The following is a 26,666-nucleotide window of genomic DNA, read 5'->3' on the forward strand; positions in this document are numbered from 1 at the left end:
TTTGTGTAATCTCAAGATTTTGTTGATTATAAAACATAAAAACGCCTCCTTTCTTTTTATTCTTCTAGAAAAGGAGACATTTTTAAAGTGTTTTATTTAAAAATTGTATTGACAGAGTTGTTTTTCATTTTTTTCAAGTAAAAAAATGAATGTATCAAGATTTTCTAAATTAGCATCATATTAGAATTGTTAGTAAAATATTCCATTTATATAAAGTTCTGTTTATAATTAAATTAAATTTATAAAATATCTAAATTTTCTTCTATGAATTAAACATTGGTACGTTTTTTCCCCAATAGTTATTTTTCATTGATATTCCGTTTTGTATTTGAAAATATGAAATATCCTAACCTTTAAACTAAATCTAACAAAATACTATATCAAAAATAATTCAAAACATTCTTAGTAAAACACCTTTTTATTTCACAGAAATCTGATAATAAACTGAAACTTTAATCAGTGGAGGTTTTGTTCATCACCCACTGATTATTAGTTGAACCAATCGGGCGTTTACGGGCAGTTGATCTCCCACCAAACTCCCTTGCTCCAACCGAATTTTGAGGTGGGAGTTTTACTGGTCGTTAATACGGGATAAAAATAAAATACAACCTATGATTCCAAAATACATGTATCCAGCTCAACCCTTAATTATAAAATAAGGTTAGTTCAATATTTATGTAGTGTGAGTATATTTATATTCATTTTATAAATTTTTAAAAGGCGGTTTGAAAAATGATTAATTGGATTAAAAATAATAAATTTGCTACTTATATTTTATTTGGGATATCTTTTATTTTATCTATGATATCTATATTTATATCTATATATAAGAGTATAGGTCTTAAGGAAGTTCAAGATGTAATTAATATGATCAATACAGAAGGTGCACCTGCTATTGCCATAATAGGGATTATTTTTGTGATTATGTTATTTTATGTTATTGTACAGCTTTTTTTTGGTGCTTTAATTACACATTTAATTGCAAAATTCATTTTTAAAATTCCCATTGAATTTAAAATCTTTTATAGAGTATTTTTAATTTTTTCTTCTTTTCTTTCGTTAATTGTTATATGGGAACTATTAGTATTTAAAGGGCATTCTGATTTAATTCTCTTAATGAGTAATCCGTTTTTAATTTTAAGTCTCATTGTTATGTTCGTACTTTTAAAAGTACTTGCAAATATTAATTCGCTAAAACCTCTTCTTTTCACAATTTTTATTTTTATAAGTTATCTTGTTTTTTCTAAAATTTCATTTTGGGAGGTAAATTAATTGAATACTTTAGTTGTTAAAAGTTCGCAAAATAAAAAAGAAGTATTAGGTATATTGGCTTTAGGATCTATTATGGGAGCAATTCTTTTAATTGCAAATATGGGAATTTCATTTAATATTTCTAATCTTGTTCCAAGTATATCTTATGCAGCAGCTCTTACAGGATGTTATAGAGCTCGTAGAGCATGGAAAGCTGGTAAAGATATTAAAAAAGCGTTAACTGTATTTATGAGTTGGAATGTTTTGGGTATTGTTGTAAGCGTTTTAGGTGATGCGGCTATTACGTATTTATTAGACAATCATGTTGAAATGTTAGCTAAGCACTAAAATTATTAAAGATCTTGATTGTGAAAAGAGGGTTTTAAATATTTAGTTTACAATTAGTTTCTTGTATTTAAGATATTTTATGTTAAGAAAGTGTGATTTAGGTTGGATTTAAAATTAATTTATTTGTTAACTAATAAAATTTCAAAAATAATTTTAAATAATATTTTATATGTTAGTGATGGAGTTGGTTTGAAATCAAATATGATAAATCGATTCTTTTTGAATTTGAAGCCTTATATAAAATCTGCTCTTGTTATTCTGTATATTTTTTGGCTTATATTAGCTTCTTTATTTCAAATTTTATTTCACTATATTCCAATGTCAGTAGAAAAAACAAACCTCTTAATTATCCTTTATATTGTTTTATGTTCGTTATTTATTATTAATTATGGTATTAGTCACGACATTCGTAATTATGCTATAAAAAGTAATCTAGCTATAAAACAAAAAAGAAAATTGATTTTAACTAATGAATATTTAGGTGTTATATTAACTTGGTTTGGGGTTTCTTTTTTTTCTTTTCCTTTTTTGTTAATGCAGGCAATTCTTAATGGTATTAATGGATTTATATTTATGGTACAAATTCTATTACTTTTATTATATCTAGGGTTTGTGATAGGCTTTGTAAAATTTTTATTTTATATATTCGATTATATTTATATTAATGGAGTTAATAAATTTTTTCTTCCTGTTTTTTATTTAAGTGTTTGTCTAATTATATCTTTAAATAAGAATCAGATTAGTAATTTTATAAGCCTTTTATTTGATAACATGTTTAATGGGAATCTAGTTAAGTTATTAACAAATACAGTTACATCTAAAATTAATTTTTATGATTATAGAATTAGTATGATTAGTTATATTTCCGGATTAATCATATTAATTTTTTTAACTATTATTTTAATTTTTTTGACTAACAAACTATGTATTGAAAAGACATATAAATTTCATTTTACTGATTATAATTTCTTTAAAGAAAAATATACGTATATATATATGAATTTCCTTAGAAGTTATGGGATCATTAATACAAATTTTTTTATTGCGTATATAGGAACCTTTCTTATATTAATATTCTTTAGCAATAAAGTAGAAAATATAGCGTTTTTTTCTAGTTATATGCTATTAACTTTATTTTTGAATAATGATATTTCTCAAATAGTTTTGCTTTGTAAAAGAAATAGATTGTCTTTATTTAATGCTACTCTAATGGTTTCAATATTTTTATTTATACAATTTGCATTAATGATTACTATTTTATGTATTTCACAAGTACTGAAATTTAATGTGTTTATAATTAGTTTTTTATTATCTGGATTTTTATTAGTTTTTTGTGGGATTTATATTTATTGTGCATGTGTTTATATGTTAGAGTCTCAATTTGACGACAAGATTTTCAAGGAAATCGGAAAAGTTATTATGCTCATTTATTTTATAGTTATTATAGGTATTGAGTTGTTACTAAATTATTTTAATTTCAATCATATTATTTTTGGCTATCTAACTCCTATTATATGTGTATATCTTTTAAAAGTTTTAATTTTAAATAAAACTGATAAAATAAGAGGTTTTTTATGATAAGTTTAATTAACTTTAGAAAAATTTTAAATAAAACTGTGGTTTGTATTTTGGCGGTTTATACCATTTTGTTTATGTCCGTATATTGCTTTATAGCGTTTGGTAACCCTGAAGTTCAAAAAATAGATAATCAAGAATTAATACAGTATGTAAATTGGCAAGATATATTTATTCATAACATTTCTTCTGCTTTTACTTTCATTTTTTTAGGTTTATTATCTTTTGGTGTAATATCAACAATATTTTTTTTGTATGATTTTTATTTAATTTCATATGCTGCATATAGCGCTTATGTACATAGTGGTTCATTTTTGTATTCTTTTGCTGTATTAATGACACATGGTTTCGTAGAAATAATTGGAATTGCTTTAAACTTTTATTTATCTACAATGAGTTTTAGATATTTAATCAACAAACTATACAAAAGAAATATATTTTATGTTGAAGATTTTAAAAGTATAATCCAGATAATGTTTTTAATGTTAATTATTTTTCTTATTGCTTCTTTAATTGAAGGATTTATAACTCCGAATCTTTTAAAAATAATTGTGGAGTGAGATTTTATGAAAGTTATAGTACAAAATTTAAAGAAAATATATAAGCAAGAAATATTAAAAGAAGTAAGTTTAAATTTAGAATCCGGGAAAATTTATTGTTTGTTAGGTAGAAATGGGGCTGGAAAAACTACATTAATGAAAATATTAGCTGGTATGCTTAATTACGATTCTGGCACTATAAAGTTTAATCAAAAACAAAATCAAGATGAAATTTTCCATTATGTTTCTGAAAATCCAGTTTTCTTAGATTTTTTATCTGGTGTTGACAATTTAGATTTTATTCAAAAATTACATAATATGAATATGACTAAAATTGAATTAGAAACATATATTCAAAATGCAGGCATGCAGTCTTTTTCAAAAGAATTAGTTGTTAATTATTCTCATGGAATGAAACATCAATTAGCTTTAGCTACTGCTTTTTTAGTTAAGCCAAAAGTTTTGTTATTGGATGAACCATTAGTTTCTTTAGATCCTATAAATATTGCTGTTATGCGTAAAAAATTAGAGGATTATGCGATTAACGGAAATATTGTATTTATTTCAACACATATGTTACCAATAGCTAATAAAATTGGTGATGAAATTTTATTATTAAGAGATGGAGTTATTCATCAGGTTGTTAATAAGTTTACAGAGTCTGAATTTGAAGATTTTATTTTAAATAAAATATGATTATAAATTATTTAAACAAATTAAGAGCTTTCTGGTTCTGGTGCAAAAAATATAACACTTGTGCAATGAATCTATAAATCTTGGACATACTGATACTATTACTCTACATAAGGGTGTGTAATCAGTATGAAAAAGGAAACTTTGTTTAAATGGAAGCACTATCAGCCAGATATTATTCTATTAACTGTACGTTGGTACCTACGGTACAATCTTAGTTTTCGTGATTTGGTAGAAATGATGGAGGAAAGAGGACTATCCTTGGCTCGTACAACGATTATGCGGTGGGTCCATCAATATGGGCCGGAGTTAGATAAACGAATTCGACGTCATCTCAAACAAACGAATGACTCTTGGAGAGTAGATGAAACGTACATAAAAGTAAAAGGACAATGGATGTACCTATATCGTGCCGTTGATTCTGAAGGGAACACGATTGATTTTTATCTCAGTAAATCTAGAAACCATAAGGCTTTGCGGTCTTTTCATGTTTCAAAACCTCGTGCAATCACAGTTGATAAAAATCCCGCCTATCCCATTGCTATCAGCGGATTGAAGAAAGAGAAAAAAATGCCGTTAGGCATTCAAATCAGACAGATAAAATATCTAAATAACATCGTAGAGCAAGGCCATCGTTTCATTAAAAAACGTATACGCTCTATGGTAGGACTTAAATCTTTTCGCACAGCTACATTTATTCTTGCAGGAGTAGAAGCCATGCATATGATAAAAAAAGAACAGATTGATTTACGGGATCAGTCTGTTCAAAATCAAAAACAATTCATTCATCAATTATTTGGATTAAAAGCGTAAAGAACGATTCCGGTAGGAATCCTCATTGATTTTTGGAATGTATCCTTTATTTGCACCAGAACCAAAAATACTAACAATCTAAGTGTTTAATGTCGAAAATTATGTTAATCAATAAGATAGAGGGGGGATTAGTTTTTATTACTAAAAATTTCAAGTTTTTAATTTTAAACAAAAAAGAAAAACACTCCTCGGAGTGCTTTTCTTTTTAATAAATATCATCTATACTGTTTTTACTAGGAGTTGATTTTAGAATATGATCTCCTAGGCTTAATAATACTTTTTATTTAATAAACCGCAAAATTGGCTGATTTTGTGGTTTATTTTTATGGACGATAAAATTTAACATGGCCACCATCGCGATCGAACCAACCTCTAAATGCCCAGTTAATCCATCCACCATCACCTTTATTCGTGAATTCCCCATCTTCAAATACCCAAATTCCAAAAGTGATTCCATCATATACTGTTGTTCCAAAGAATTTAACACCGTTAAAACGATCATCATAGTTTTGGTTTAAATTAAAAACCATAACATTATAGCGTTGACCAGCAGAATAAAATGTTGATTCCATTACGCCTTTTACAAATCCTGAACGATTAGTTTGACTATTGATGGCATTTCTAATCAAATTAGCGATACCTAATACATCTATACTTACATCTAAATTTGCACTAGCTTTCGCTGCGTTTGGTAACTTAGACTCTACAAAATTAGTGGGTAATTCAGTAGATAAGTTAGTAGGAATACTTGATTTAGAAGGAGAGATTTCAGCTGCACTTGCATCTGTTGGTGCAAACGCCCCCAATCCTCCTATACCGATAGCTCCAGCTAAAGCAACGTTCACTAACTTTTTCATTTTTTTCATAAAAAAACCTCCTTTAAATTTTTATAAGGTATTAACCCTTACACTTCAAAGTATATATTTCTTATACAAGAGAGGCAAACAATTTAATGGAAAACATATTAAATTGTTAATAGTAAAAAAATAATAAAAATTCATAAATAAACAAATTTTATGTATATAAGAAGCTTAATTTAAGGTTTATATACATTTATAGGAATAAAAAAACATTAACTGAATTTTTTGTTAATATATGAAAAAACTTTCATTTATTTTAGTATCTTGGGTTCTGTTGCAAATATATGAAGACTATGGATGATAGTAGATTTGTTGTTTTATGAAAATATTTGATTAAAAGCTAATCTATTAACGTTGATTTATGTTAATCGTTTACTTTTTCAGAGTGTGTAACTTATTTCTTCTTTTCAACATAGGTTTGCTGTTTCCTAAGTTTATAAACTTGAGTTGTTGTAATTATGTATATTAAAATTCACAAGGATAATTCTTGTTGTTGGATATAGACATTTTGAAGTTTATAAGTATTTCCTAGCTTTATCTAATGCATAATGTCTTTAAGATTAAGTAAAACATACAAAAATTGTTTTTTACTGTCCCATCCCCATCAACTTAAGAACGGAAATAAAATGAACTTTCGTTCAAATAAAATAAAAAACTCTTAAAACACTTTTTCTCCTTAAAAATGAGCATGCCAAATAAACCTAAATAGGTATTATTTTTAAAGATTATGCAGTTTTCTTTTGTTTTCTAAATCCACTATATTTATAGATAACACGCATAATATCAAAGACTGTTTTCTTCTCATACCTATGAGATTTCCGTCCGTTTTTCTGTAGTAGGTGGAATAGGCGGATTAGAATCTTTGCTATTTCTTGAGTGTTTTGTTGTATAGCTTGATACATTAGATATAAATGATCTTGAATTATTCCAATTGCTTTATATTCACTTAATTCTCTTTTCTTTTTTTGTAAAAGAAGTTGGCGCATTTTAAACATAGTAGAGGAGCATAGGAAAATAGCGATTAGCTTTCCGTATAATTGGCACTCTAATCGTTCCTGTTTTACATGACGATAATGGTCTATTTTGAAGAGTGATTTCCACGTTTTAAAGATAATCTCTATTTGCCAACGTAAAGTATATAACTCATGTACTTGTTCCATCGGAACCCACTCCCAAGGTGTATTCGTCACATACACGTTTAATCCCGCTACCATTTTACTTTTCTCTGAGTACGTTCTATTTTTTGATTTTTCTTTTTCAGCAATCTTCGCTCGTCGTTTTTCTGTTAATCTATTAAAAATGACGTGTGCAAACAGTTGTTGTTTATCACCAATATAAGCACTTTCTAATTCAAATGTTTCTTCAGGTTGTAATTGTTTCAAAATCTGTTTTACATCGATTTGTATGTATTCCGATTGTTTCTTAATTGCACCATTTTTAAAGTATTCTGGATTTGGATTTTTGACATATACATTCGTGTTTAATTTTAAACGAGAAATATAGTATGTACCTCGTTGATCCATTTTATCTAAGTCCTCCAATGAAAAATAACCCAAATCACGAATACATAAATCTCCTGGTCGTAAGGTATCTAAGCACTCTGTCCCAAATGTTTTGTCATTATTTTTTCCTGGTCCAACTTGAAAGTTAAGAAATTCCCCACTGTGTAGATCGTATTCTAATTGAATTTTGATTCCGGCTGTCTGGGCACATCCTCCAGAGCCTGGATATACATTCTCTAAATCATTTGGCACTTGAAATAAGGTAGCATCTAGGATACGGATTCGCTGAAAATAAGAGAAGAGATGGTTAGAGATTTGCGTTTGTTCACATACTTTTTGTTGTAACAGTAAAGAAAAAATATGTTGTAAAAACAAAACTGCTTTAGCATTTAAACGTTTATTTAAGCCCTCAGGGCTGAGTAAAGTACCAGTAGCTGCATGAAGCCTGCTACATAATCGGACTAAGGGATCACTTCCTACCCGTTGGCTGATCCAAATACAAATGGTAGCTAAGTCTGATCCAGAAAACTTACGTTTTCGTTTTATAAATCCGATTTCTCTTGCAAGTTCTTCTAAGAATACAGGGGTAACATATCGTTGTAATTTTTCTGCAAATGGTAGTAGTTCATCTTGAATCGAGAGATTCATAAGAAAACGTCATCCTTTCTAATTTATCTTGCTTAGAAAGGATAACGCTTTTAAGTATTTGAGGGTATTAAAATGATGGGTATGTAAGGTGACCCTATCCCTATCAATTTAAAATTTTATACGGATTCAAGAAGGAATATTTTGTATAACTTACTTAATTTTATTGCTTTGAGTTAGTTTGTTTTTGTAGATTGATGGAGATACGATAAAATCCCTGAAATAATACCACAATTACCTTGACGCTTCTATTTAGTTCCATTAAATTTGATATAGTGATATAATGATATAATAAATCGAGGAGAGATTTGATGAAAAAATATTTGTCATATTTATTAATTATTACGCTTATGTTTGGGTTACTGCCTAATGTTTTTTCTTCCGTATCATATGCGAGTGAAGCGGATAATAATGTTTGGAAGTTGAAAGATACGCTTTTTGAAGGAAGAGCGGGTGCTGGGGTAGCTGAGGTAAATGGAAAGTTTTATGTGATTGGTGGAGCTTTAGGTTCAACTGTATCTAATGTAGTGCAAGAATATGATCCGGAAACTAATAAATGGTCAAATAAAGCAAATATGCCAACAGCGCGTACAGATTTAGGTGTAGCGGTAGTGGACAATAAAATTTATGCGATTGGTGGTTACCGTGGAAATGCATTTACATATAGAGGGGCTACCAATATTGTAGAGGTGTACGATCCTACAACGAACTCTTGGTCAACTACAACGTCTATGCCTGTTGCTCTTTCAGGCGGAGGGACAGTAGCGTGTAATAATAAAATATATGTAGTTGGTGGTTTAACCGGACAATTGCAAGCAATAAGTACAGTGCAAGAATATGATCCAACGACTCATACATGGTCCATGAAAAAAAATATGCCGTATGCGTTACATCATGTTGGAGTAACGGTGCTGAATGATAAAATTTATGCTGTAGGTGGAGGACAGAATTCAGCTAGATATAATTATTTACAAGAATTTGATCCTAATACTAATACTTGGACTAATAAAGCAGGAATGAAGGTTGCACGAAATACCTTAAGTGCATCTGTATTGAATGGGAAAATATACGCCATAGGTGGATCGGTTACGGGGGAAATTGTAAAAACTGTCGAGACATACGATCCAACTACGAATACTTGGTCGCAAATAGCAGATTTAAATAAAGCAAGATGGGGTTCTATCTCAGTTACGATGGATAATCAAATTTATGTAATTGGTGGAGGTGCCTTCCAAGGTAAAACAACACCTGTCAACAGTATAGAGGTTTATTCTGCTCTTCCGAATGTACCGACCAATCTGTCAGGGAGATCTGGTGATAGAAAAAATATTTTGACTTGGACATCCGTTAATAATGCAACAAGTTATAATGTGAAACGTTCTACTAATAAAGGAGGACCATATACAACTATTGCAACGGATGTTACAGATACTTCTTATACAGATTTGTATGTAGAGAATGGCAAAACTTATTTTTATACCGTCTCAGCTAAAAATACAGCTGGTGAAAGTGAAAACTCAAATGAAATTAGCTTGACCTTGTTTGAAGGAAGAGTAGGCGCTGGGGTAGCTAAGGTGAATGGGAAGTTTTATGTGATTGGTGGAGCTTTAGGTTCAACTGCATCTAATGTAGTGCAAGAATATGATCCGGAAACTAATAAATGGTCAAATAAAGCAAATATGCCAACAGCGCGTACAGATTTAGGTGTAGCGGTAGTGGACAATAAAATTTATGCGATTGGTGGTTACCGTGGAAATGCATTTGCATATGGAGGAGCTACCAATATTGTAGAAGTATATGATCCTACAACGGACTCCTGGTTAACTACAATGTCTATGCCTGTTGCTCTTTCAGGCGGGGGAACAGTAGCGCTTAATAATAAAATATATGTAGTTGGTGGTTTAACCGGACAGTTGCAAGCGATAAGTACAGTGCAAGAATATGATCCAGCAACTCATACATGGTCTATGAAAAAAAATATGCCGTATGCGTTACATCATGTTGGAGTAACGGTGCTGAATGATAAAATTTATGCTGTAGGTGGAGGGCAGAATTCAGCTAGATATAATTATTTACAAGAATATGATCCTAACACTAATACTTGGACTAATAAAGCAGGTATGAAGGTTGCGCGAAATACCTTAAGTGCATCTGTATTGAATGGAAAAATATATGCCATAGGTGGATCGGCTACGGGGGAAATTGTAAAAACTGTCGAGACATACGATCCAACTACGAATACTTGGTCGCAAATAGCAGATTTAAATAAAGCAAGATGGGGTTCTATCTCAGTTACGATGGATAATCAAATTTATATAATTGGTGGGGGTGCCTTCCAAGCTAAAACAACACCTGTCAACAGTATAGAGGTCTATTCTGAAACAGCTTCCCCAACCTGGAAATTCGTTGGTAATGAAGAAAATACAAAGTAAGAGATTTTAATACCTTTAAATACAAACAAAACGTTATCCTCTCTAAACAATCTAGATTAGAAAGGATAACGTTTTTTATGAATTTATCAATTCAAGATAAACTACGCATACCCTATCACCATCAAGTTAAGAAAAGCAAATACCCCAAAATGAGAAATTTGACATCTCTAGGTGAAAATATACATTTTTTTGTTTTGGGGGCGTTATAAAATTCCTAAGTTGATGGGTATGTGTCCCATCAACTTAGGAATTCTGGAAAACGTAAAAAGAAAAGTGAATATAAAAAGGAGTCGTTATTCGACTCCTTTTTATATGGGATAGCTTTATTATCGAAAATATTACCTACTGAAATACTTTTTCAATTGTAGGCATAACAGCAATTGGTGGTAATGATGCAGTCCAACCAACTGCATATACGTTTAATTTTTCACCTAATTGGTAGTCTTCGTTATTGGAAATAGGAACTCTTAAAATCTTATTTTGAGAAACTAGATCCCACCAATCGTGTTGATAAGCGAGCGCTTCATCTTTTGTAGAAGTAGCAGCAACCACTAAATAATTGTCATCTACTGAAATGACATATCCAGTAAAAGGTTCTTGTTCTTGATTCTGAATAGAATGAACAGGAGTATTGTTGGCAGAATTCTTATTAGAATCTGCAAGGGCTGGTGTTAATCCGAAGGTAAATCCACATCCTAATGTTAAAGCTGTTACGGTTGTTACGAATGTTTGTTTTTTGTTAAACATAATATATATCCCCCTTATATTTAATCCCTACACTATCGAATTTCTAGTTGTGCACATATAAGGCCTTTTAATATTAAGATGTTTAACAAATTTGTCACAAATATCCCATAAATGTTAATATTATGTATTTTTTGAAGGTGTTATGTGTTATAATTCACTAGGTGAACTATTATTGTTCTGTTAATGAATTAGATTGTTGATTTACTTTTAAATCCTGGGGGAAGCACAAATGACATTCACATCAACAGATTCAAATCAGTAGCGTTAGCAGGAGCTTTAGCAATTGGCGGTGTAACAGTAATGAATTTAGAAACACCGAAAGCACATGCAGATGAAAATTACCGTTACATTTGTGGCCCTAGCGTAATGTTGAACAATTTCACAATCCAATTACATGCCACACAACTTTACATGGGACAAAACCTCATTGTAAAAGCTACAAATGATAAAGATTATGATGTGTATTACAAAGCTTTTATTGAAAAGCAATACGCAACTGGCTGGGGGGTATTATGATGTTGATTTCAACTGGGGTTCTATGTTACCAGCTGGTACAAATGAAGAAATTATCGTTTCAACAGGCAATGGTGAATCAATCGCAGAAACAGGTACTTTCCGTGTGAAAGTTGAAAATGCTGCGGGTTCAATTAATACAATGTACACAGCGTCAGTTAAATTAACACGATAAAATAATTGAAAATTGGGAGGAATTTCACATGAAACCATGGAAAAAGAAAATGGGTATGACAATGTTAGCTTCAGCAATCGCATTAGGAGGTGTAGCTACTCTAGAATTTGTTAACCCCGTATCAAAAGCAGCTGCGGCTTCAGGTTACGGAGCTAGCGTAAATACAACAAAAGCGAATCATTATGTTGGTACAGATTCATATATAAATATTAAAATTAAAAATGACAACAAAGCTTATGAAGTGGAGCTTCGTATGCAACCACAAATTCAGCGCGCAAATGGCACGTGGGAAAATGTGAACAAACCTTTAATTTCTTGGTTTGTACCTGGAGAATATGTAGGAATGAACATTGATATTGGTAGAGTCAATTATGATGGCGTAGGCATTTATGAAAAAGGCAAATATCGTTTGAAAGTTGATACGTACAAAACAACATCTTCAGGTTCTGTATATTTAGGAACGTTTAACACAGACGTATTTTATTTAAAATAATATCAATAATAAAACTCCCTTTTAGGAGTTTTCAGAGTCAGGTAAGAGGTATCGAGGATATAATAATAGATTCTTTTTAGGAATTTTTAGTGTAGAAAAATATTAACCATTTATAAAGTATATTTATAGCGGACGCTCCAACGATGGGAGTATCCGTTTTTATTTTACCAGAAAAAGGGTAACTTAATGGGAGCATCAATAATCGATTACGACTATTAAGATAAAAAGATTGAAGAACTACAGGCGAGAAATGAGGCGTACAGACGGGAACGTATTACAAAGGGCTTATCACCAGAGCGCTCCAATTATTTCGTTGATATAGAAATATCAAAAGTATTATCTGATAAAGTCGAGCATCTCTTTGACTATTTTATGAAATACGGAGATATATTCTATTGTTCAGTGAAGCAATAGGCCGAAAAGATGGTATGATCGGGTACTGTCTTCAAGATTTGTTGGAAGTACTCAAACATACTGATGCAAATGAGATTAGCTACGAAAAAGTTAGTCGGAAAAATTATTCAGCGTTTAAAACATTGAATTTGCGAAACCGTGGACTTCATTAATTTGGTGAAAAACCTTTGTTAAACATCGACGGGGAACGTTTAGACAACTACAGAGTGATGAAGCGTTCTTACAATCTAAGGCAAACGTTACTTAAAACATTACGAAGAAATTAAACCTCAGATAAGATGGATTTTTTAATTTTTGTTCTAAGTTTGTTGCTACAACCACCCGCATCTAATTCGACAGTGGTAATCATCCACTCCCAAACTTCTGCATTCTATATAACAAGGATCATTTTCCCAAGGAGGCCGAGTTACTAGTATTGAGTAAGGGGTATATCCATAGAGTGCTGTAGGTGTTTGTGAGGTCTGCATTGAGTATGGAATGGACAAGTAGCTAGGTCTTGGTAGGTATTTAGGGGCACAATGCATGTCACATTCATAAGAAGGATATGAATAAGGTGGATTTTGGCATTTTGTCATACATTCATAATATTCAGGTGGATATTCAAGTTGATATTGACGATAATACAAAGACAATCACTCCTTATCTTAAACTTAGTTTTTACAATATTATATTTGACTGTATACCTTTTAGCTGATTGTCTATGTATAATTGGGTGAGTGCCTGAGTAAGCGACCTCACACAGCCATACACTTACGAGGTATTGAAGTAAATGAAACCATACCAATACATAATCTATCATTAAAATTGAGGATATTTTAGAAGAAATTGTAGGTGAAATCCGTGATGAATATTATGGAGATGAGCTGTCACCAATTCAGCAAATGAATAAAGAACATGTTGTAGTAGAAGGTAAAGTACTTATTAGTGAATAAAATTATGTACTAGGATTACATATGAATGATAGTGATGTTGATACAATTGGTGGGTGGATTCTAATGAAGAATTATGATGTCCAGAAAGGACAAACATTATTTAGTGAAAGATATGTATTTAAAATTCTTTCGAAAGACTCTCACCAAATTAAGCGTGTTGAAATACGAAAAGAAATGTTAGAAGCAGCAACTGTATAGTTGCTGCTTTTTATATAGAAAAATTGTAGAGAGTGGAGAGGTTAACTTTATTAATTTTTCTCACCATTCTAACTGTTTGTAGAAAAATCAAGGCACTAATCTATGTTTACCTGAATGGACTACTAGGATGATAGCTTTTTCTTTTAGATAATTTAATCGCTGCCTTACCAGTAATGAGGCAGATGTCCTCAGTAACCTTATTGATTCACAAACTCTTTAGCTGTTAGCACGTTACCGAAATAGGGAATGATTGTTTTTTCGTTATAGGGCATTAATTTAACTTTAGTTTACTGGATATGATGACCTCTGATATGCTTTTTTGTTATTTTACTTCACAAACCCAAAAATAAAGCCTATTGCTCAACAGAGCAATAGGCTTAGTAAAACTTATAAAAGAATTTCTAGAGTTTCTCGCTATGTAGCGACCCTATCTGTATTTTGAATGTAATAAAACTAAGTTAGGATTGATGATTCCGGTACCGGTAGTATCCTCTGTGCAATTTCAGCTGCTTTACGAGCATTGATACGTCCAAATCCAGTGAAATCATCACGACCAACTTGTCCAAGATCATCAGTTGATTGACGAAGAATACCTTCTACTTGTTGTGCAGTCAAAGATGGATTAACTGATAATATAAGTGCAGCTACCCCTGCAACATGTGGTGTAGCTGCTGAAGTTCCATTAAAAGTGGCAACATAATTACTCGACGGATTATAACCACCATTTCCCATAATATCCGTAGTAACAATGTGTACACCAGGGGCACAGACATCCACTTCAGGTCCAAAGTTACTGCCCCACCACGTTTCTCCATCGCGGCTAGTAGGACTTTTTCGTTCGCCATATTCGTTGCAAGCTGCAACGGTAATTACTTCATTAAGAGTTCCAGGATATGATACTGCTCGATTATCATTACCCGCAGCAAAGCATACCACGCAACCTTTACCGCCACGTCCTACGGTTTTAGCTCGACGGATGGCGCTAGTAATAATAGTTGAAGGTGGACCACCGCCCCAACTATTGCTAAGTATATCAGCCCCACGGTTCACAGCCTTGGTGATACCATCAGCTGTTTGGGAATCAGTTGTTATCCATATGTCTTCTCCATTAACTACCGCACCATAACCGATTCGTACTCCCATAATTTTGCATCCTGGAGCAACACCACTAACTCCCCGTCCGTTGTTTCCACATGCAGCCGCTATTCCCGCACAAGCAGTTCCGTGAGCATCTGGTCGGTTAGGTGTTGGGTCGTCAATTCGTCGCACAGCGTCATATCCGGTTACTAATTTTCCTGAGCAATTAAAGTCCTCATGGGAATAATCAACGCCTTCGTCAATAATGGAGATGATAACATTTGAACTACCTTTTGTAATATCCCATGCATCTGTTGCATGAATATCTTGTCCTGCTATACCACCGCCTTGTCCGGTATTTCGAAGTGCCCACTGTTTTGGGAACAGGGAGTCATTGGGAACAAAACTAGGTTTTAGTAACCGGATAAAATTTGGATGAGCATGGACAACTATTATTTCGTTTTGTTGATACTTGTTAGCCATTTCAAGGGCATCACCTTCTTTGCCGTTGACAACTGCAAGCACAAAAGAATTTGGCTCCCATTCGTTTTCCGCAACAATGACCACATTATTTTTTTCATTGAATTTATCAATTTTTTTTCGTGTAATTTCGGGCCTAAATTGTGCAATAAACTCCTCAGTCAAAATCATCGGTGTTTTATCTTCAGCTTCAAAGACCATTAAAGGCTTTGCACCTTGTGGGGCGGAAGCTGAAGAAGAAGTTACTCTTTCGTTTTCCTGAGAAACTACATTGAATAGAAATATTCCGTTAGCCAAATCAACCACATTTGAATCGGGAGAAAACGCCTCTATGGTGTTGGAAATCTCTCTTCGACTTTCTGAAGGAGAAGGGGGGCTATCAAACTTAACAGCACGTTTAGTCATTGACAAATGAAGAGGGATTTTCTGTCCCTCATACCAATAATACAATTCACTCATTATTTATACTTTCCTTTCAACTTATTCTGTCTCATATTTAACGAATTATCCGAAAGACTTCTCTTTCCTCGAGCGTTTGAAGGGCGATTGTCCAACGGTAGGCGTGAGATGCATTTCGGCTTGGCATAGCCAAAAACATTTGATCAACTGGCTATATGAAGTTCTTTGATAACTTGATATATGAGGTTGCAGGAAGAAAATAAAGTGCGAAAACCAAGCCATTCGGTTCCTGCGTAAAATATCAACCGTACCAAAAGAGCGTTCAAGCGTTAAACACCCCAAAGCAACGCTCAGGGAGACGAAAGGTTGCTTTCGTCGAGGAATTGAGAAGCTCCCACTTCAAGCTTTGCTAAGTGGCGAGTAGTTCACATCATGTTGTTAACACAGTAAACAACTATAGACATTGCTGTTAGTGATAAAAATATTACTTACTTTAAAGTCTGGATTGTTTATTTACATCACTAGAGCAGCGCCAACTTTATGTTGTACGAATAATTGACCTACTATTCAAATGGAATAAAAATAAACATTTTCGTTATTCTATCAAAAAGTAAGGGTTTTGATTGTTGTTCAAGATGTAGTTTTTAGCAACAATTCGCATGTAAAAAACTGGATTTTTTATATCCTTGTTGAAAGTTTATTTATATTTATCTGTAACATAATAAGAATGATTTCTGGAAAGCAGGTAAAAAGTTTACAGATATTTTCTCAACAATACTGAAAAAATAAATAATGATTCTCAAAATGCGCTTGATATTATTTGATGAGGGGAAACTAATCTTCGCTTCGAAAGGAGCAAATAAGTAATTTGCTAAATTAAACTTTGGAGAAGAATGGGTGCTGGATTAATTGAAGACGGAGGATTAGTTGACGGGTTAATATTACGCGGTATTAGGAGTGACCGTGACAATACGAATACAGCAGGATGAATTTATGAATATCATGGACTCGTGTTATCTCCACGCGACCCTAAATAAGTAATTTTATCATTTTCTCCAAGTTGATCTTCCAGATAATATTTATACCAGAAATGATATCCATTTAAGCTACTGCCTTTTTTCTGTTTTTCTCCAACGAATACATGTTCAATCCACTTAAGTTTACACCAGAGCTACTGCTGAACTGTAAAAACCATATGTTATGTAAATACGTACACCATTGTTCATCAGATAAACTCTTACCTTTTCTTTTTTTAACAAAAGTTCTACAAACCTTCATAGGATCAGATTGTATAGCGTGCTTTAAAAGTTCATCTACTTCTTTTTGTACTTCTACAGTATTATCTTCTCTTAAGTGTGGATCTAAAAAGAAATTATTGAATAATTTCTCAACTAAATTATATGATTTTATTTTACTATTTGGTAAGTGTACTTCTTTTAATAACATATGGTCTTGTTTTTCTTCTTTCGTATCAACTTTAATAGGTTCAACCAATACGTATCCCTTGTTTTTATCTCCATATCTTTAGAAAATGTAGGTTGTATCCCATTTCCAAGCATATCTGCATCCCACATTTCCTGATAAATATTCGAAATGGATTTATCACGCATTTCACCTTAATAAAATTGTTTATTCTAAATATATAATTTGTTAAATTATATATTTATTCATAATAAAAATGAAAAATTTTAGGTGAAGAAATAGCGAATAACACTTGGTTTTGAGAACATTACAAATAATATTTAAAAATAAATTTATATGGAATTAATAATTTTAATAGAACCATCAACCGTTTTCCTTAGTAATTCATTTAACTGATAGCTTTTCGGAGGCTAAAAATGAGATATATTTGAATCATTAAGTTTGTTATTCAGGATTAAAACACTTCACATCTTGGTAATAATAGTATGTAGTCCTATACTTTATCAATTACAAGAAAGGAAGAAAAATATGTCATCATTAAAAGAACAAGTCAAACAAATATGTAATCGACTTGCTCCGCATGGATGGGGAGAGTTACTTTATAAACATGGCTTGGACATAGGTGCTTCTGACTTAGAGTCTGAACTTCAAAAAGAGCTGAAAATTGATCGAACGATTGCAGGATTTGAAGATTTCGCGCTTGAGGGGAAAAAAGGGATTGAACCAGGTCAACCGGCTAGAAGTCTACTTTATCACGCTTTGGCTTCTCCAAATGTTAATAAAGCTATTGATGGTTCGCGGTTAAGTATGTTTCCAACTTTAGCAGAACTTGATGTAGTAGAAAATTATGTTTATGGTTTCAAACCTCCTACTTTATCAGAACTATTTCACCGTGCAGGAGGTGACTTAGCAATTGTAGTCTTTGCTACTGAATATCGTCCTGCACCGGAGACTGTTCATCAAAAACATGCTGATGTATGTTTTTCACGCACAGGGGTTGCGAGAGTTGGAACTTCTGAACCACTCTATGAACCTCAATACCGCGGATTTCTTCCCTTTGTTAAAGATAATGAATCTGCCTTTCGAGTCCTGCCTGCTTGTTACTCAGCTTATATAGCAATACAAAGACAAGGGAATAAAGGTAATTTTGGACCAATGAGTATTGGTGAAATATCGGAGGACGATAAAAATAGAAAGTTCTGGGTTCCTATTCATAAACTTTTTAGTGGTACTGAGTGTCTATTTGATAATAAGGGAAATGCTCTTGATTTACATATAGAGCTCAAATCTCATCATATTAACGAAAAAATTCGTCGCTTACATCTTATATTAAGTGATAAAGACTATGTTGGAGATAGAGAAGATAATACTAGTCGAGAAGAGCTGAACATCAACAAACCACCATTCTGTTTTACAGAGGGAATTGCAGATTGGTCTAACAACCCTGATTTTGGATCTAATGTACTTATTCCGTTTCCACACGCTACTCTTATTGAACCAGCAATGTATCAAGATATACCACTATCATTTACAGTTCCTGAGAGTAATAAAACAAAAGAAGGGGAGCAGCCTGGTTTAGACATTCGGCCTTTTTCCTCCAGTTTACAATTTCGCTTTTATAAAGAAATTCAAGGTGATGAGAAGAAGGGAAATGTAATATATGGAAGGCCAGTACCCGAATACGTTTATGTACGCGATGAAATTTTGAATAATACATTACCTCCAAACAATCTTAACAAAATGAAATTTGAAGATATGATAAAGAAAATTAGTAAAGGTGGATATGAAGCGTTGCATTATGTAGATTATACAGGTGATGGATGGATAGAAGCCTTTTGTCCAGAATTAACTAATTTAAATTTCATATGTCCAGAAACAAAATTTAGGTTATCTGGTAATCATGCGGCTTACTCCATAATAACAGCACCTGACTTTTTTCCTAACTGTGATCAAAGAGAGTTGATGGAATGGTATGAAAATGAAGTTGATGATTCAATCAAACTCTATATATGGGAAGATAAAGAGAGTCTGCCCTTAACGTTATCTGATGCGCGGTACCCTGTTAATATTGAATTAAAAAACGAAGAAGCTCGTTTATTTAGTATAAATGATGATACCATGACTGCGATCGTATCTTTGCCCTATGAAAAAGTCCCTCAAGGGATAAAATCCAGAGTTGCTATGACAACTAGACACTCATATCTCCCAGACGCTGCATCTGGGGTATTTGCTCCGGGTTGGGATGTCAGTTTTGACATTGATAAGGATGGAAAAGAGTTCATCGCTGCTTATGGTCTTGGAAGTCCATTCCCAGAAGATGCTAAACTCTGTGCAGCTTTAAGTACATTTTGGCCTGCAGTAGCTCCAGACGCTGCAAGAACCTTTGAGACAAGCTGGCCTACTGTTGCTCCTCTTACTGATGAAGAAATTGGCATGGTGGGAATGGTTGCTTGGGATGGTGTTACTGGACCTCGAGAAGATAAAGAGATAGGTATAGTTGAGTACACTCGAATATCCCATGCCGACTATGTTCAGAATGCTATAAAAAATAAGTTCTCATTATCAATTACTGGGAAAATTGATATTAGCGAATATAAACAAAGACTGTTAGCGATGGCTTATGTTTATAAGGCTTTAGGACTTTCTGGTAAAAGCTTATATAAACAAAAAGCAGAATGGAAAGTTTTATCGTTTCAGGTGGTTACAGCCCTAAATGATGAGTTGGATGATGCTCAATCTCAGACTTGTACTACTTTGTCAGGTCCAGTTTATAGATTTGAGGTTTATAAGTCGGGAGCTACGATATACCCTGAGGATGTTCAAAAAGTTCAATTTAAAATTAAAGAAAGAGTAATCCTTTTCATTGATTTATTACATATTTTAGCGAAATATACAAATGAAAAAAATGAAGTGGGTAAATGGGTATGTAAAAATGTCAAAGAGTTATAATTTTGATGTCGTTGTTGTTGGCAGTGGGCCATCTGGAACCGCTGCTGCAATCTCCTGTGCTAGTAGAGGGCTTCGTGTAGTTATTATTGATGGCGAGTCTTTCCCACGCTATCGTCCCGGAGAAACACTCCACCCTGGAATTGAGCCCCTACTAAAGGAATTAGGTGTTGCAGATAAAGTCCAGAAAGCAGGATTTCTTCGTCATAAAGGAAATTGGGTGAAATGGGATGGAGAGAGACACTTTGTACCTTTTGGTTCAGATGAGAATGGTTCATGGTATGGATTTCAAGCTTGGCGTGCCGATTTTGACATGATTCTACTTGAACGAGCGATTTCTTTAGGCGTGGAGGTACGTCAACCATGTCATGCTTTGCAACCTATTGTTCATAAAAATCAAATCATAGGTGTCTTAACTTCCATGGGTGAGATATATTCTCCTTTTTTGATTGATGCTACAGGAAGAAGGCAGTGGTTAGCTCGGAAGTTGAAGTTAAAGGTTGACAAGTATTCGCCTCAATTGATTGCACGTTTTGGGTATGTGCAAGGAAAATGTCCTCTTCATGATGATGCGCCAGCTATTGTTGCAGACGATATGGGATGGACATGGACTGCTAAAATACGTTCGGATGTCTACCAATGGACTCAATTGTCTTTTGACAATGTAGTATTGAAAAGCGATTGGATTCCTGAAGAATTCCAAGGACTGAAGCCTATGGGTAAACCGAATGGCGCTGATGTTACATGGCGGATAATTACTCAACCTGGGGGACCTGGTTACTTTTTAGTTGGAGACGCTGCTGCTGTACTAGACCCAGCTTCTGCTCATGGTGTCCTCAAAGCTATCATGTCAGGGATGATGGCGGCACACTCAATTGAAAAAATCGTGAAAACGGGACAAAAAGAGGACAATATAATTCTTGGATACTGCAAATGGATCCGCAATTGGTTTGAGCATGATGTAGAAAAATTAAAGAAGCTCTACGCGCTTATTCCAAGTTTCCGAGGGTTCTAGATGAGTTTGCTTACTGAACATATCACTTGTGTAAAAAGACCCCGATCAAGTCCGGTAACGGAGGATCGGGGTTTTGATTTGATTTTTATCAACATTGGTTTGTATCTAGGTTTAAGCCTGATTCCCTATGACAGTTTTCAACGCATCGATTGAGGGCTGGAAATAATACTCTCCGCCTGTGGGAATAACAAATTCCTTCATAATATTCATTGATTGGTTCGGCGCATACGTGAAACTGCGGCTCCTATTGCCGTTACTGTCATTACCGTTTTGTCCAATAATCGGGTCCTCTCCGGGTGTCGGACAAACATCGCCTGAGCTCGTGCATCTCGATCCAGTAGGGAATTCTGGTGAATTTGCCCATCTTTGGGTTAGAAATTCGAATTGAAATTCGATTCTGGTTTGATAACACAAAAACATCAATCCCCGGTTTCCATTTTCAGTATCACTGTATGGAGGCATCGACATATCCACATTTAGTGGGCTGCCAAAAGGGATCCCACGTCTGAGTATCCGTCGGGTTAGGGCGGAAAAGGCACCTACAATATCCGTAGCTGAGTCCCTTGGGTTGACCTTTCGGATATGTGCCGATATAGGGCACAACTTTCCAAAAAAGTCTTCTTTTGCTTTTGGGAAAGGATCGGTATAATTCAAGTCGGGGCTCAACTTTACATCAGGAGTGTTAGATTCATACAAGAAATGGTTATTTGCATGATCATCTTTAGCTAGCTCATGGTTGTCCGCCTCAGAAGAACGCATAAGCGGTGCCCCGCTTGGCCAGCGTCCTACCATTTTCGTCCCCATAAGTGTTGGGCACATATTTAACTCTTTGCCCTTTTCTGTAAGGAATTCCCAAAAGCCAGCCACATCCTGGCGAAGTCTACGCACAACGAGAAAGGAACCATTTTTTGCCCAAACGGGAACACCATAATTTATAGGCAAGTCTTTGTCCTCCATCGGAACCGGATCTAGAGATGCATCGCTTTGGGCTGGATATCCGAAAACGAACTCCCCTGGCCATACTAATTTTTCACCAAGTTCCGCATCAGTGAGAAAAGCTTCATCTGATGGATCAACCCAACGTTTTGTGAGCATATCTCCTGGTGCAGTGGAGAAACGCCCCCGTACGGCCGGTTGTGAAATGCCGTCCCGAAATCCAAAATGTTCACGTCCTGGCAGGTCGTTACGATCTCTTCCAGCTTCTTCATAAACTAATTTCAATCCGCTTTCGACGGTTGAATTCGTCTTTATGTCCTGCACCTTTTTCGTGAGCTCCAACTCCGAGTCACTGGCAATAACGAGAAGAATATCCGGAGAGTTAGCGTCTCCACCAATCACCCAGTTTTTAGGGTTCCCTTCCGAAGTTTGGTCCCTAGGATCGCCGAGTTTTCCCGAACGCTTTTTCATTCCAAATGCAAACGGTCCACTCTTGGAAAAATCCTTAAGCGATTCTTCCGAAACTAGCTTTTTTAGTCCAGCATATGAAAAGGCAATATTCATCCAAGTAGCAATTAAGCCAGTTGGTTCCGATCCTCTTCGGGCCCACATCATTTGATACAAGCGGTTGAACATCACGACCTCTTGTGTGGTGGAAATTTGTGAACTGATGGACTGAATCCACTGTTTTGTCAAATTAGGGTCAACAATTTCGAAAAAGAGAAACTGCTGAAAATCTTTGTTAAATCCACCCAATATATTACCTTGAATCTGATCTACATGTAATAAAGGTTCTTGCTCTAGAGAGGCTATATTATCTCTATTGGGTTCTTCATTTTCAAAGGATGCCATAGCAACTTTCCTCCTTTTTACTTGGTGCCACGCGTTGGTAATATTTCATTGTCTCCAGCGACAAGCCCCGCTGGTCTAACTGCTTCATCCGAGGAGCCAAGACAAGGAAGTAAAGGGTTTTGTATAGAATGATGCTTACTGGCTACTCCAGTCAATTTCATTGTAATACTTTCAGCAATTTGTCCACCGAATTCGATAGGACGACCATCGATTGTCATATCACCTACTTTGAAATTTGCAGATGCAGGAACTTCATAGACGGCTCGTAAAATCTGCCCTGTCTGACCGCGTAAAATGGTCCAGTATTGAGCGGGATCACTACCATCAGGCGCTTCAAAACCACTTGTATCTAAGTCGGAAATATAGAGTCCCACGGGATCTTGCAGCGTAATCATTGAACCTTGTTGAGCCAATTTGTTTACCTGAAATCCGATAGTCGGATCGCTGAATCGCTGAGGTTCACCGAAAAGAGAACAATTGATCAGAGCAGTCGGCTCATTGATCATTTCCCCCTGGGCATCCTTACGTAATATCGTTGCACGAGCTGCAATGTTAATTTCAGCGAATAGGGTGTTGTTTGGTTGAATCAGATGCATCGCGCCATGCGTGGTATTCCACTTGTTGTTCGGGTTATAGGTTCCATCCGGATTCAGGAGATCCGTCAAGCTTACCTCATTACTAATGTATTTTTGATACAGTGCCAAGAGCAAGTCTTTGCTACCCTGAGCGCCTGCTGTTCTTGGCCCACTATATCCTACAGGATATCCATCCGCTAATGATTGCCAATACTCAGGTCCCTCACAAGTAAAGGTTACTCGTAACACTTTATTTTCTTGGTCTCTTTCTGTATGCCACTCGCAATACTCATCATGCTGCCGAATCCCGTTAGGATTCAGTTTTTCTGCCGCTGGCAGATATAGATCTGGATTGTTGTGATTACGGATTTGAATCACTCGCGGAAAGGCGTTCCACGTAATGTCAAGCGTTTGCATGTCTGATGATGTTTCGGTAACAGACGGGTTATAAAATTGGGGGGTGCCTCCTAATGTGACCAATTCCTGTTGAACGTCCTGGATGTTAAGATCGAAAAAGGTGGAGATGATTTCATGCCAAGCCTCGACCTGATTAGGGATAGAGTCAAAGTCCTTTAAGTTACCTGGAGAATGAAAACGTCCTACAATTGTCATTATGATTATTCCTCTCTTAGTTGATTTTAATTGATAAACAGTAGACTTATTTAAACATCTGATTCTCTTGATTCCTGACGATACTATTGCATTAACAATTAGTCTCCAAATTTTCACTAGAACAGTATCCTCGAATGAGGAAGTTGTGTTTTCCGTTTAATGGATTTGATAAAGTCTTTCTGCTCTTGCAATATCATCTAGTGTCAGGGAACGCTTAATGAAGTTTGGAGGAATCGAAGGAAACATAAACGCTCCCGGAACATTAATGTTAATGGAGTTGCGTTTTCTCACGTCTCGAAAGCAATTCGTATCGCTTTACCTCTTTTTTCAGAAATATCATTTGTTCCAATATCAAATGCATAGGTTATCTGTTTCACATCTCAGGGACATAATGCTGTAAAGTCTATTGCTGTATCCGCTAGTATATCTGGTACTAAGCATCTGGATTTTGTCATTAGCTCACGAGTCTGCTCAGTAAACGTCTTCATCTCAGTCAATCCATAAAACCTTTGAATTTCGGGAAAATTCTCAGATGTATTTTCTTCTAATACCTGAGAATCATAGGAATTCTTCCGAAAATAGCCAAAATGACAGAGAAAGCCCTGAACATGCAAATGATCCTCATGATTCTTCCTCTATTTACCGGTGTTACTCTACCGATTTAAGAGAAGGTTTCATTTCTAGCTTGCGCATTTCCATTTTCCTTTTAGTCCAATTGGGAGGGTTTGAATGCCTTATCACTTAAAAAAACTCCAAACTAAAGTATAGTATTAACTATTATTTGGTTTTTTATTATAGAAAAAATAATATCTATGTGACAGCTAATAGATTAAAGAACTATCTTATAGATTCGATAATAATTGGCGTAATCGCTAGATTATAGTGTTTACTTTAATATGCATAAATACCGTAAATATTAGGAGAATCTAAACAGAGCGGAAAATTTGCTTCAATTGAAAAAGTGATGAGGTGCCAACATGTCTACAGCTGATGGATGTTGCGTAGAGGTTTATTTCTTAGATTTTTTGCAACAGGAAGAAAAAATGACCCACATAAAATTTACAGATAAGGAGGCTTTTTAATAATGGGTTTAAATGAAGGCTTTGATACTATTTTTTTAGGAGAAGAGTTCCCAATTTCATTTCCGCGTTTACGTGAGGATATAAGTCAAGTTGCATTAGAAGGAGGTAAAATTTATCCATTTACACATTTTTCAATTGTTATGAATAAAGAAAGGAAATTTGCTATTTATGGAGCAAATAATACCGATGTAGAAAGAAATATGCATCTTGATAGATGCGATAACTGGCATCTGGATGAGCGGATTAAAAATGAAAATCAAGTAGGAAAATGGCTATATGCTGGAGGACAAGCAGACTTATGGGATAGAGGTCACCTTGTTAGAAGAGACGATGTAGACTGGGGAAATTCAGATGAGGCAAAAAAAGCAAATTGTGATTCATTTTGCTTTGCAAATATTGCTCCTCAACATAAGGAATTTCATCATACAAAATGGGGCGATATAGAAAATTGGATTATTAGTAGAAGCAAGAGTAGAGACAAGAAATTTTCAATTTTTACAGGACCTATCTTTACAGAAAATGATAGAGAGTACTGTGGATACCAAAAACCTTTAGGTTGTGGGATTAAGATACCAGCTGGCTTTTGGAAAGTTGCTTTTTATATTGGTATTGATGATAATCTTCATTCAGTAGCATTCAAAATAATACAGGATGATTACTGGCTACTTAACCTGCATGAGGAAAGTCGGTCTTCTACAAAATATCACTTGTTAGAAAGAATGGATGTACTAACAACATACCAAGTTCCTTTAACAACTATAACTGAAGTTACAGGAATAATATTTGATGAACATCTTTATGGGACGAATCCGCTACGTTTTCATGCTAACATTAATACTGAAAGAGCCAACATTGTTACTCCTGAAGCACATATTATTCGTAATCAAACAGATTTAATATTAGGGTAGTTCAAAAAATAATAATCATTCATTTTTCTAATCCATATTTAGTATTATTTTATTTAATCACTATTGTATAAAAAGAGGAAAAGACTTTAGATAAAAACAAAAAACGGAGTTGTCCCAAAAGCTCCTTTAAATGACTAAAAGCCACAGAGAAAATTTATTTTCTTCGTGGCTTTTGTTATTTTTTCGATTTTCTTCCTCAAACGAGCGGTTCTTTTCCGCTTGTTTGAGGAAG

Annotated in this window: 18 protein-coding genes and 3 pseudogenes; 13 read left to right on the plus strand and 8 right to left on the minus strand. The window is 34.3% G+C overall.

Features of this window, described 5'->3' with window-relative positions; genetic code table 11:
* The first annotated feature begins 732 nt into the window (after positions 1-732).
* The 6 genes from CO726_RS28250 to CO726_RS28275 all read left to right on the plus strand — a co-directional run bounded on the left by CO726_RS28250 (position 733) and on the right by CO726_RS28275 (position 5,219).
* Positions 733-1,272: a hypothetical protein gene (locus CO726_RS28250; RefSeq protein ID WP_099686475.1), complete on the plus strand. Its 540-nt coding sequence runs from the start codon at positions 733-735 to the stop codon at positions 1,270-1,272.
* Positions 1,273-1,599, plus strand: a complete 327-nt coding sequence (locus CO726_RS28255) for a hypothetical protein (protein WP_099686476.1) — start codon at positions 1,273-1,275, stop codon at positions 1,597-1,599.
* A 102-nt stretch (positions 1,600-1,701) separates the two neighbouring features.
* Positions 1,702-3,177 (plus strand): hypothetical protein, encoded by a 1,476-nt coding sequence (locus CO726_RS28260; protein WP_099686477.1) that lies wholly within the window; start codon positions 1,702-1,704, stop codon positions 3,175-3,177.
* Positions 3,174-3,734, plus strand: coding sequence for a stage II sporulation protein M (locus tag CO726_RS28265; protein WP_099686478.1), 561 nt, complete (start codon positions 3,174-3,176; stop codon positions 3,732-3,734). Before CO726_RS28260 ends, CO726_RS28265 begins: the two co-directional genes overlap by 4 nt.
* 6 nt (positions 3,735-3,740) lie before the next feature.
* On the plus strand, positions 3,741-4,409 hold the full coding sequence (locus CO726_RS28270; RefSeq protein WP_099686479.1) for an ABC transporter ATP-binding protein: 669 nt from the start codon (positions 3,741-3,743) through the stop codon (positions 4,407-4,409).
* A gap of 126 nt (positions 4,410-4,535) precedes the next feature.
* On the plus strand, positions 4,536-5,219 hold the full coding sequence (locus CO726_RS28275) for an IS6 family transposase (RefSeq protein WP_099686480.1): 684 nt from the start codon (positions 4,536-4,538) through the stop codon (positions 5,217-5,219).
* 323 nt (positions 5,220-5,542) lie between these two features.
* On the opposite strand, the gene CO726_RS28280 is transcribed toward CO726_RS28275, so the two are convergent.
* From CO726_RS28280 to CO726_RS28285, 3 genes and pseudogenes are all read right to left on the minus strand, one after another.
* Positions 5,543-6,085 carry a stress protein gene (locus tag CO726_RS28280; protein WP_098762538.1) on the minus strand — a complete coding sequence of 181 codons (543 nt, stop codon included), beginning with the start codon at positions 6,083-6,085 and terminating at the stop codon, positions 5,543-5,545.
* A 391-nt stretch (positions 6,086-6,476) separates the two neighbouring features.
* Positions 6,477-6,668, minus strand: a pseudogene (locus CO726_RS33275) (IS4 family transposase); the annotation flags it as partial.
* 136 nt (positions 6,669-6,804) lie between these two features.
* A complete protein-coding gene (locus CO726_RS28285; protein WP_099686481.1) occupies positions 6,805-8,229 on the minus strand; it encodes an IS4 family transposase in 1,425 nt (474 codons plus the stop codon).
* A gap of 308 nt (positions 8,230-8,537) precedes the next feature.
* On the opposite strand from CO726_RS28285, the gene CO726_RS28290 reads away from it, so the two are divergent.
* Positions 8,538-10,658, plus strand: coding sequence for a Kelch repeat-containing protein (locus CO726_RS28290; RefSeq protein ID WP_099686482.1), 2,121 nt, complete (start codon positions 8,538-8,540; stop codon positions 10,656-10,658).
* 342 nt (positions 10,659-11,000) lie between these two features.
* On the opposite strand, the gene CO726_RS28295 is transcribed toward CO726_RS28290, so the two are convergent.
* Entirely contained in the window at positions 11,001-11,405 is a 405-nt protein-coding gene (locus tag CO726_RS28295; RefSeq protein ID WP_099686483.1) for a DUF3221 domain-containing protein, read from the minus strand.
* Between the two features lie 300 nt (positions 11,406-11,705).
* Between CO726_RS28295 and CO726_RS32690 the strand changes: the two are divergent.
* The 3 genes and pseudogenes from CO726_RS32690 to CO726_RS28310 all read left to right on the plus strand — a co-directional run.
* A pseudogene (locus tag CO726_RS32690) lies at positions 11,706-12,093 on the plus strand (hypothetical protein).
* 28 nt (positions 12,094-12,121) lie between these two features.
* Positions 12,122-12,586, plus strand: coding sequence for a DUF5065 domain-containing protein (locus tag CO726_RS28305; RefSeq protein ID WP_099686485.1), 465 nt, complete (start codon positions 12,122-12,124; stop codon positions 12,584-12,586).
* 1,208 nt (positions 12,587-13,794) lie between these two features.
* Positions 13,795-14,130 (plus strand): annotated as a pseudogene (locus tag CO726_RS28310) (transporter associated domain-containing protein); the annotation flags it as partial.
* A 453-nt stretch (positions 14,131-14,583) separates the two neighbouring features.
* Here the strand turns inward: CO726_RS28310 and CO726_RS28315 are convergent.
* Entirely contained in the window at positions 14,584-16,146 is a 1,563-nt protein-coding gene (locus tag CO726_RS28315) for a S8 family peptidase (RefSeq protein ID WP_099686486.1), read from the minus strand.
* A 1,041-nt stretch (positions 16,147-17,187) separates the two neighbouring features.
* A complete protein-coding gene (locus tag CO726_RS28325) occupies positions 17,188-17,580 on the minus strand; it encodes a hypothetical protein (RefSeq protein WP_245916794.1) in 393 nt (130 codons plus the stop codon).
* A gap of 456 nt (positions 17,581-18,036) precedes the next feature.
* Here CO726_RS28325 and CO726_RS28330 point away from each other — a divergent pair, with 456 nt between their 5' ends.
* Positions 18,037-20,457 carry a hypothetical protein gene (locus tag CO726_RS28330; RefSeq protein ID WP_099686487.1) on the plus strand — a complete coding sequence of 807 codons (2,421 nt, stop codon included), beginning with the start codon at positions 18,037-18,039 and terminating at the stop codon, positions 20,455-20,457.
* Positions 20,441-21,469 (plus strand): NAD(P)/FAD-dependent oxidoreductase, encoded by a 1,029-nt coding sequence (locus tag CO726_RS28335; protein ID WP_099686492.1) that lies wholly within the window; start codon positions 20,441-20,443, stop codon positions 21,467-21,469. The genes CO726_RS28330 and CO726_RS28335 overlap by 17 nt, the downstream gene beginning before the upstream one ends.
* 111 nt (positions 21,470-21,580) lie before the next feature.
* Here CO726_RS28335 and CO726_RS28340 read toward each other — a convergent pair whose 3' ends face one another.
* Both CO726_RS28340 and CO726_RS28345 read right to left on the minus strand, forming a co-directional pair.
* Positions 21,581-23,257 (minus strand): Dyp-type peroxidase, encoded by a 1,677-nt coding sequence (locus CO726_RS28340; protein ID WP_099686488.1) that lies wholly within the window; start codon positions 23,255-23,257, stop codon positions 21,581-21,583.
* A 17-nt stretch (positions 23,258-23,274) separates the two neighbouring features.
* A complete protein-coding gene (locus CO726_RS28345) occupies positions 23,275-24,444 on the minus strand; it encodes a hypothetical protein (RefSeq protein ID WP_136699893.1) in 1,170 nt (389 codons plus the stop codon).
* Between the two features lie 1,084 nt (positions 24,445-25,528).
* Here CO726_RS28345 and CO726_RS28355 point away from each other — a divergent pair.
* The gene (locus CO726_RS28355) at positions 25,529-26,434 is read left to right on the plus strand and encodes a DNA/RNA non-specific endonuclease (RefSeq protein WP_099686491.1); all 906 of its coding nucleotides are present in this window, start codon (positions 25,529-25,531) and stop codon (positions 26,432-26,434) included.
* The last annotated feature ends 232 nt before the right edge of the window (positions 26,435-26,666 follow it).

Origin of the sequence: Bacillus fungorum, assembly GCF_002746455.1 — a bacterium.
GTDB lineage: Bacteria > Bacillota > Bacilli > Bacillales > Bacillaceae_G > Bacillus_A > Bacillus_A fungorum.

What these genes read in the sequence shown, in the direction of transcription:
- CO726_RS28305 (WP_099686485.1), top strand. Translation starts at nt 12,122, where the DNA reads ATGAAACCATGGAAAAAGAAAATGGGTATGACAATGTTAGCTTCAGCA.
- CO726_RS28345 (WP_136699893.1), bottom strand. Translation starts at nt 24,444, where the DNA reads ATGACAATTGTAGGACGTTTTCATTCTCCAGGTAACTTAAAGGACTTT.
- CO726_RS28295 (WP_099686483.1), bottom strand. Translation starts at nt 11,405, where the DNA reads ATGTTTAACAAAAAACAAACATTCGTAACAACCGTAACAGCTTTAACA.
- CO726_RS28280 (WP_098762538.1), bottom strand. Translation starts at nt 6,085, where the DNA reads ATGAAAAAAATGAAAAAGTTAGTGAACGTTGCTTTAGCTGGAGCTATC.
- CO726_RS28265 (WP_099686478.1), top strand. Translation starts at nt 3,174, where the DNA reads ATGATAAGTTTAATTAACTTTAGAAAAATTTTAAATAAAACTGTGGTT.
- CO726_RS28270 (WP_099686479.1), top strand. Translation starts at nt 3,741, where the DNA reads ATGAAAGTTATAGTACAAAATTTAAAGAAAATATATAAGCAAGAAATA.
- CO726_RS28285 (WP_099686481.1), bottom strand. Translation starts at nt 8,229, where the DNA reads ATGAATCTCTCGATTCAAGATGAACTACTACCATTTGCAGAAAAATTA.
- CO726_RS28335 (WP_099686492.1), top strand. Translation starts at nt 20,441, where the DNA reads ATGTCAAAGAGTTATAATTTTGATGTCGTTGTTGTTGGCAGTGGGCCA.
- CO726_RS28290 (WP_099686482.1), top strand. Translation starts at nt 8,538, where the DNA reads ATGAAAAAATATTTGTCATATTTATTAATTATTACGCTTATGTTTGGG.
- CO726_RS28275 (WP_099686480.1), top strand. Translation starts at nt 4,536, where the DNA reads ATGAAAAAGGAAACTTTGTTTAAATGGAAGCACTATCAGCCAGATATT.
- CO726_RS28330 (WP_099686487.1), top strand. Translation starts at nt 18,037, where the DNA reads ATGTCATCATTAAAAGAACAAGTCAAACAAATATGTAATCGACTTGCT.
- CO726_RS28250 (WP_099686475.1), top strand. Translation starts at nt 733, where the DNA reads ATGATTAATTGGATTAAAAATAATAAATTTGCTACTTATATTTTATTT.
- CO726_RS28340 (WP_099686488.1), bottom strand. Translation starts at nt 23,257, where the DNA reads ATGGCATCCTTTGAAAATGAAGAACCCAATAGAGATAATATAGCCTCT.
- CO726_RS28315 (WP_099686486.1), bottom strand. Translation starts at nt 16,146, where the DNA reads ATGAGTGAATTGTATTATTGGTATGAGGGACAGAAAATCCCTCTTCAT.
- CO726_RS28355 (WP_099686491.1), top strand. Translation starts at nt 25,529, where the DNA reads ATGGGTTTAAATGAAGGCTTTGATACTATTTTTTTAGGAGAAGAGTTC.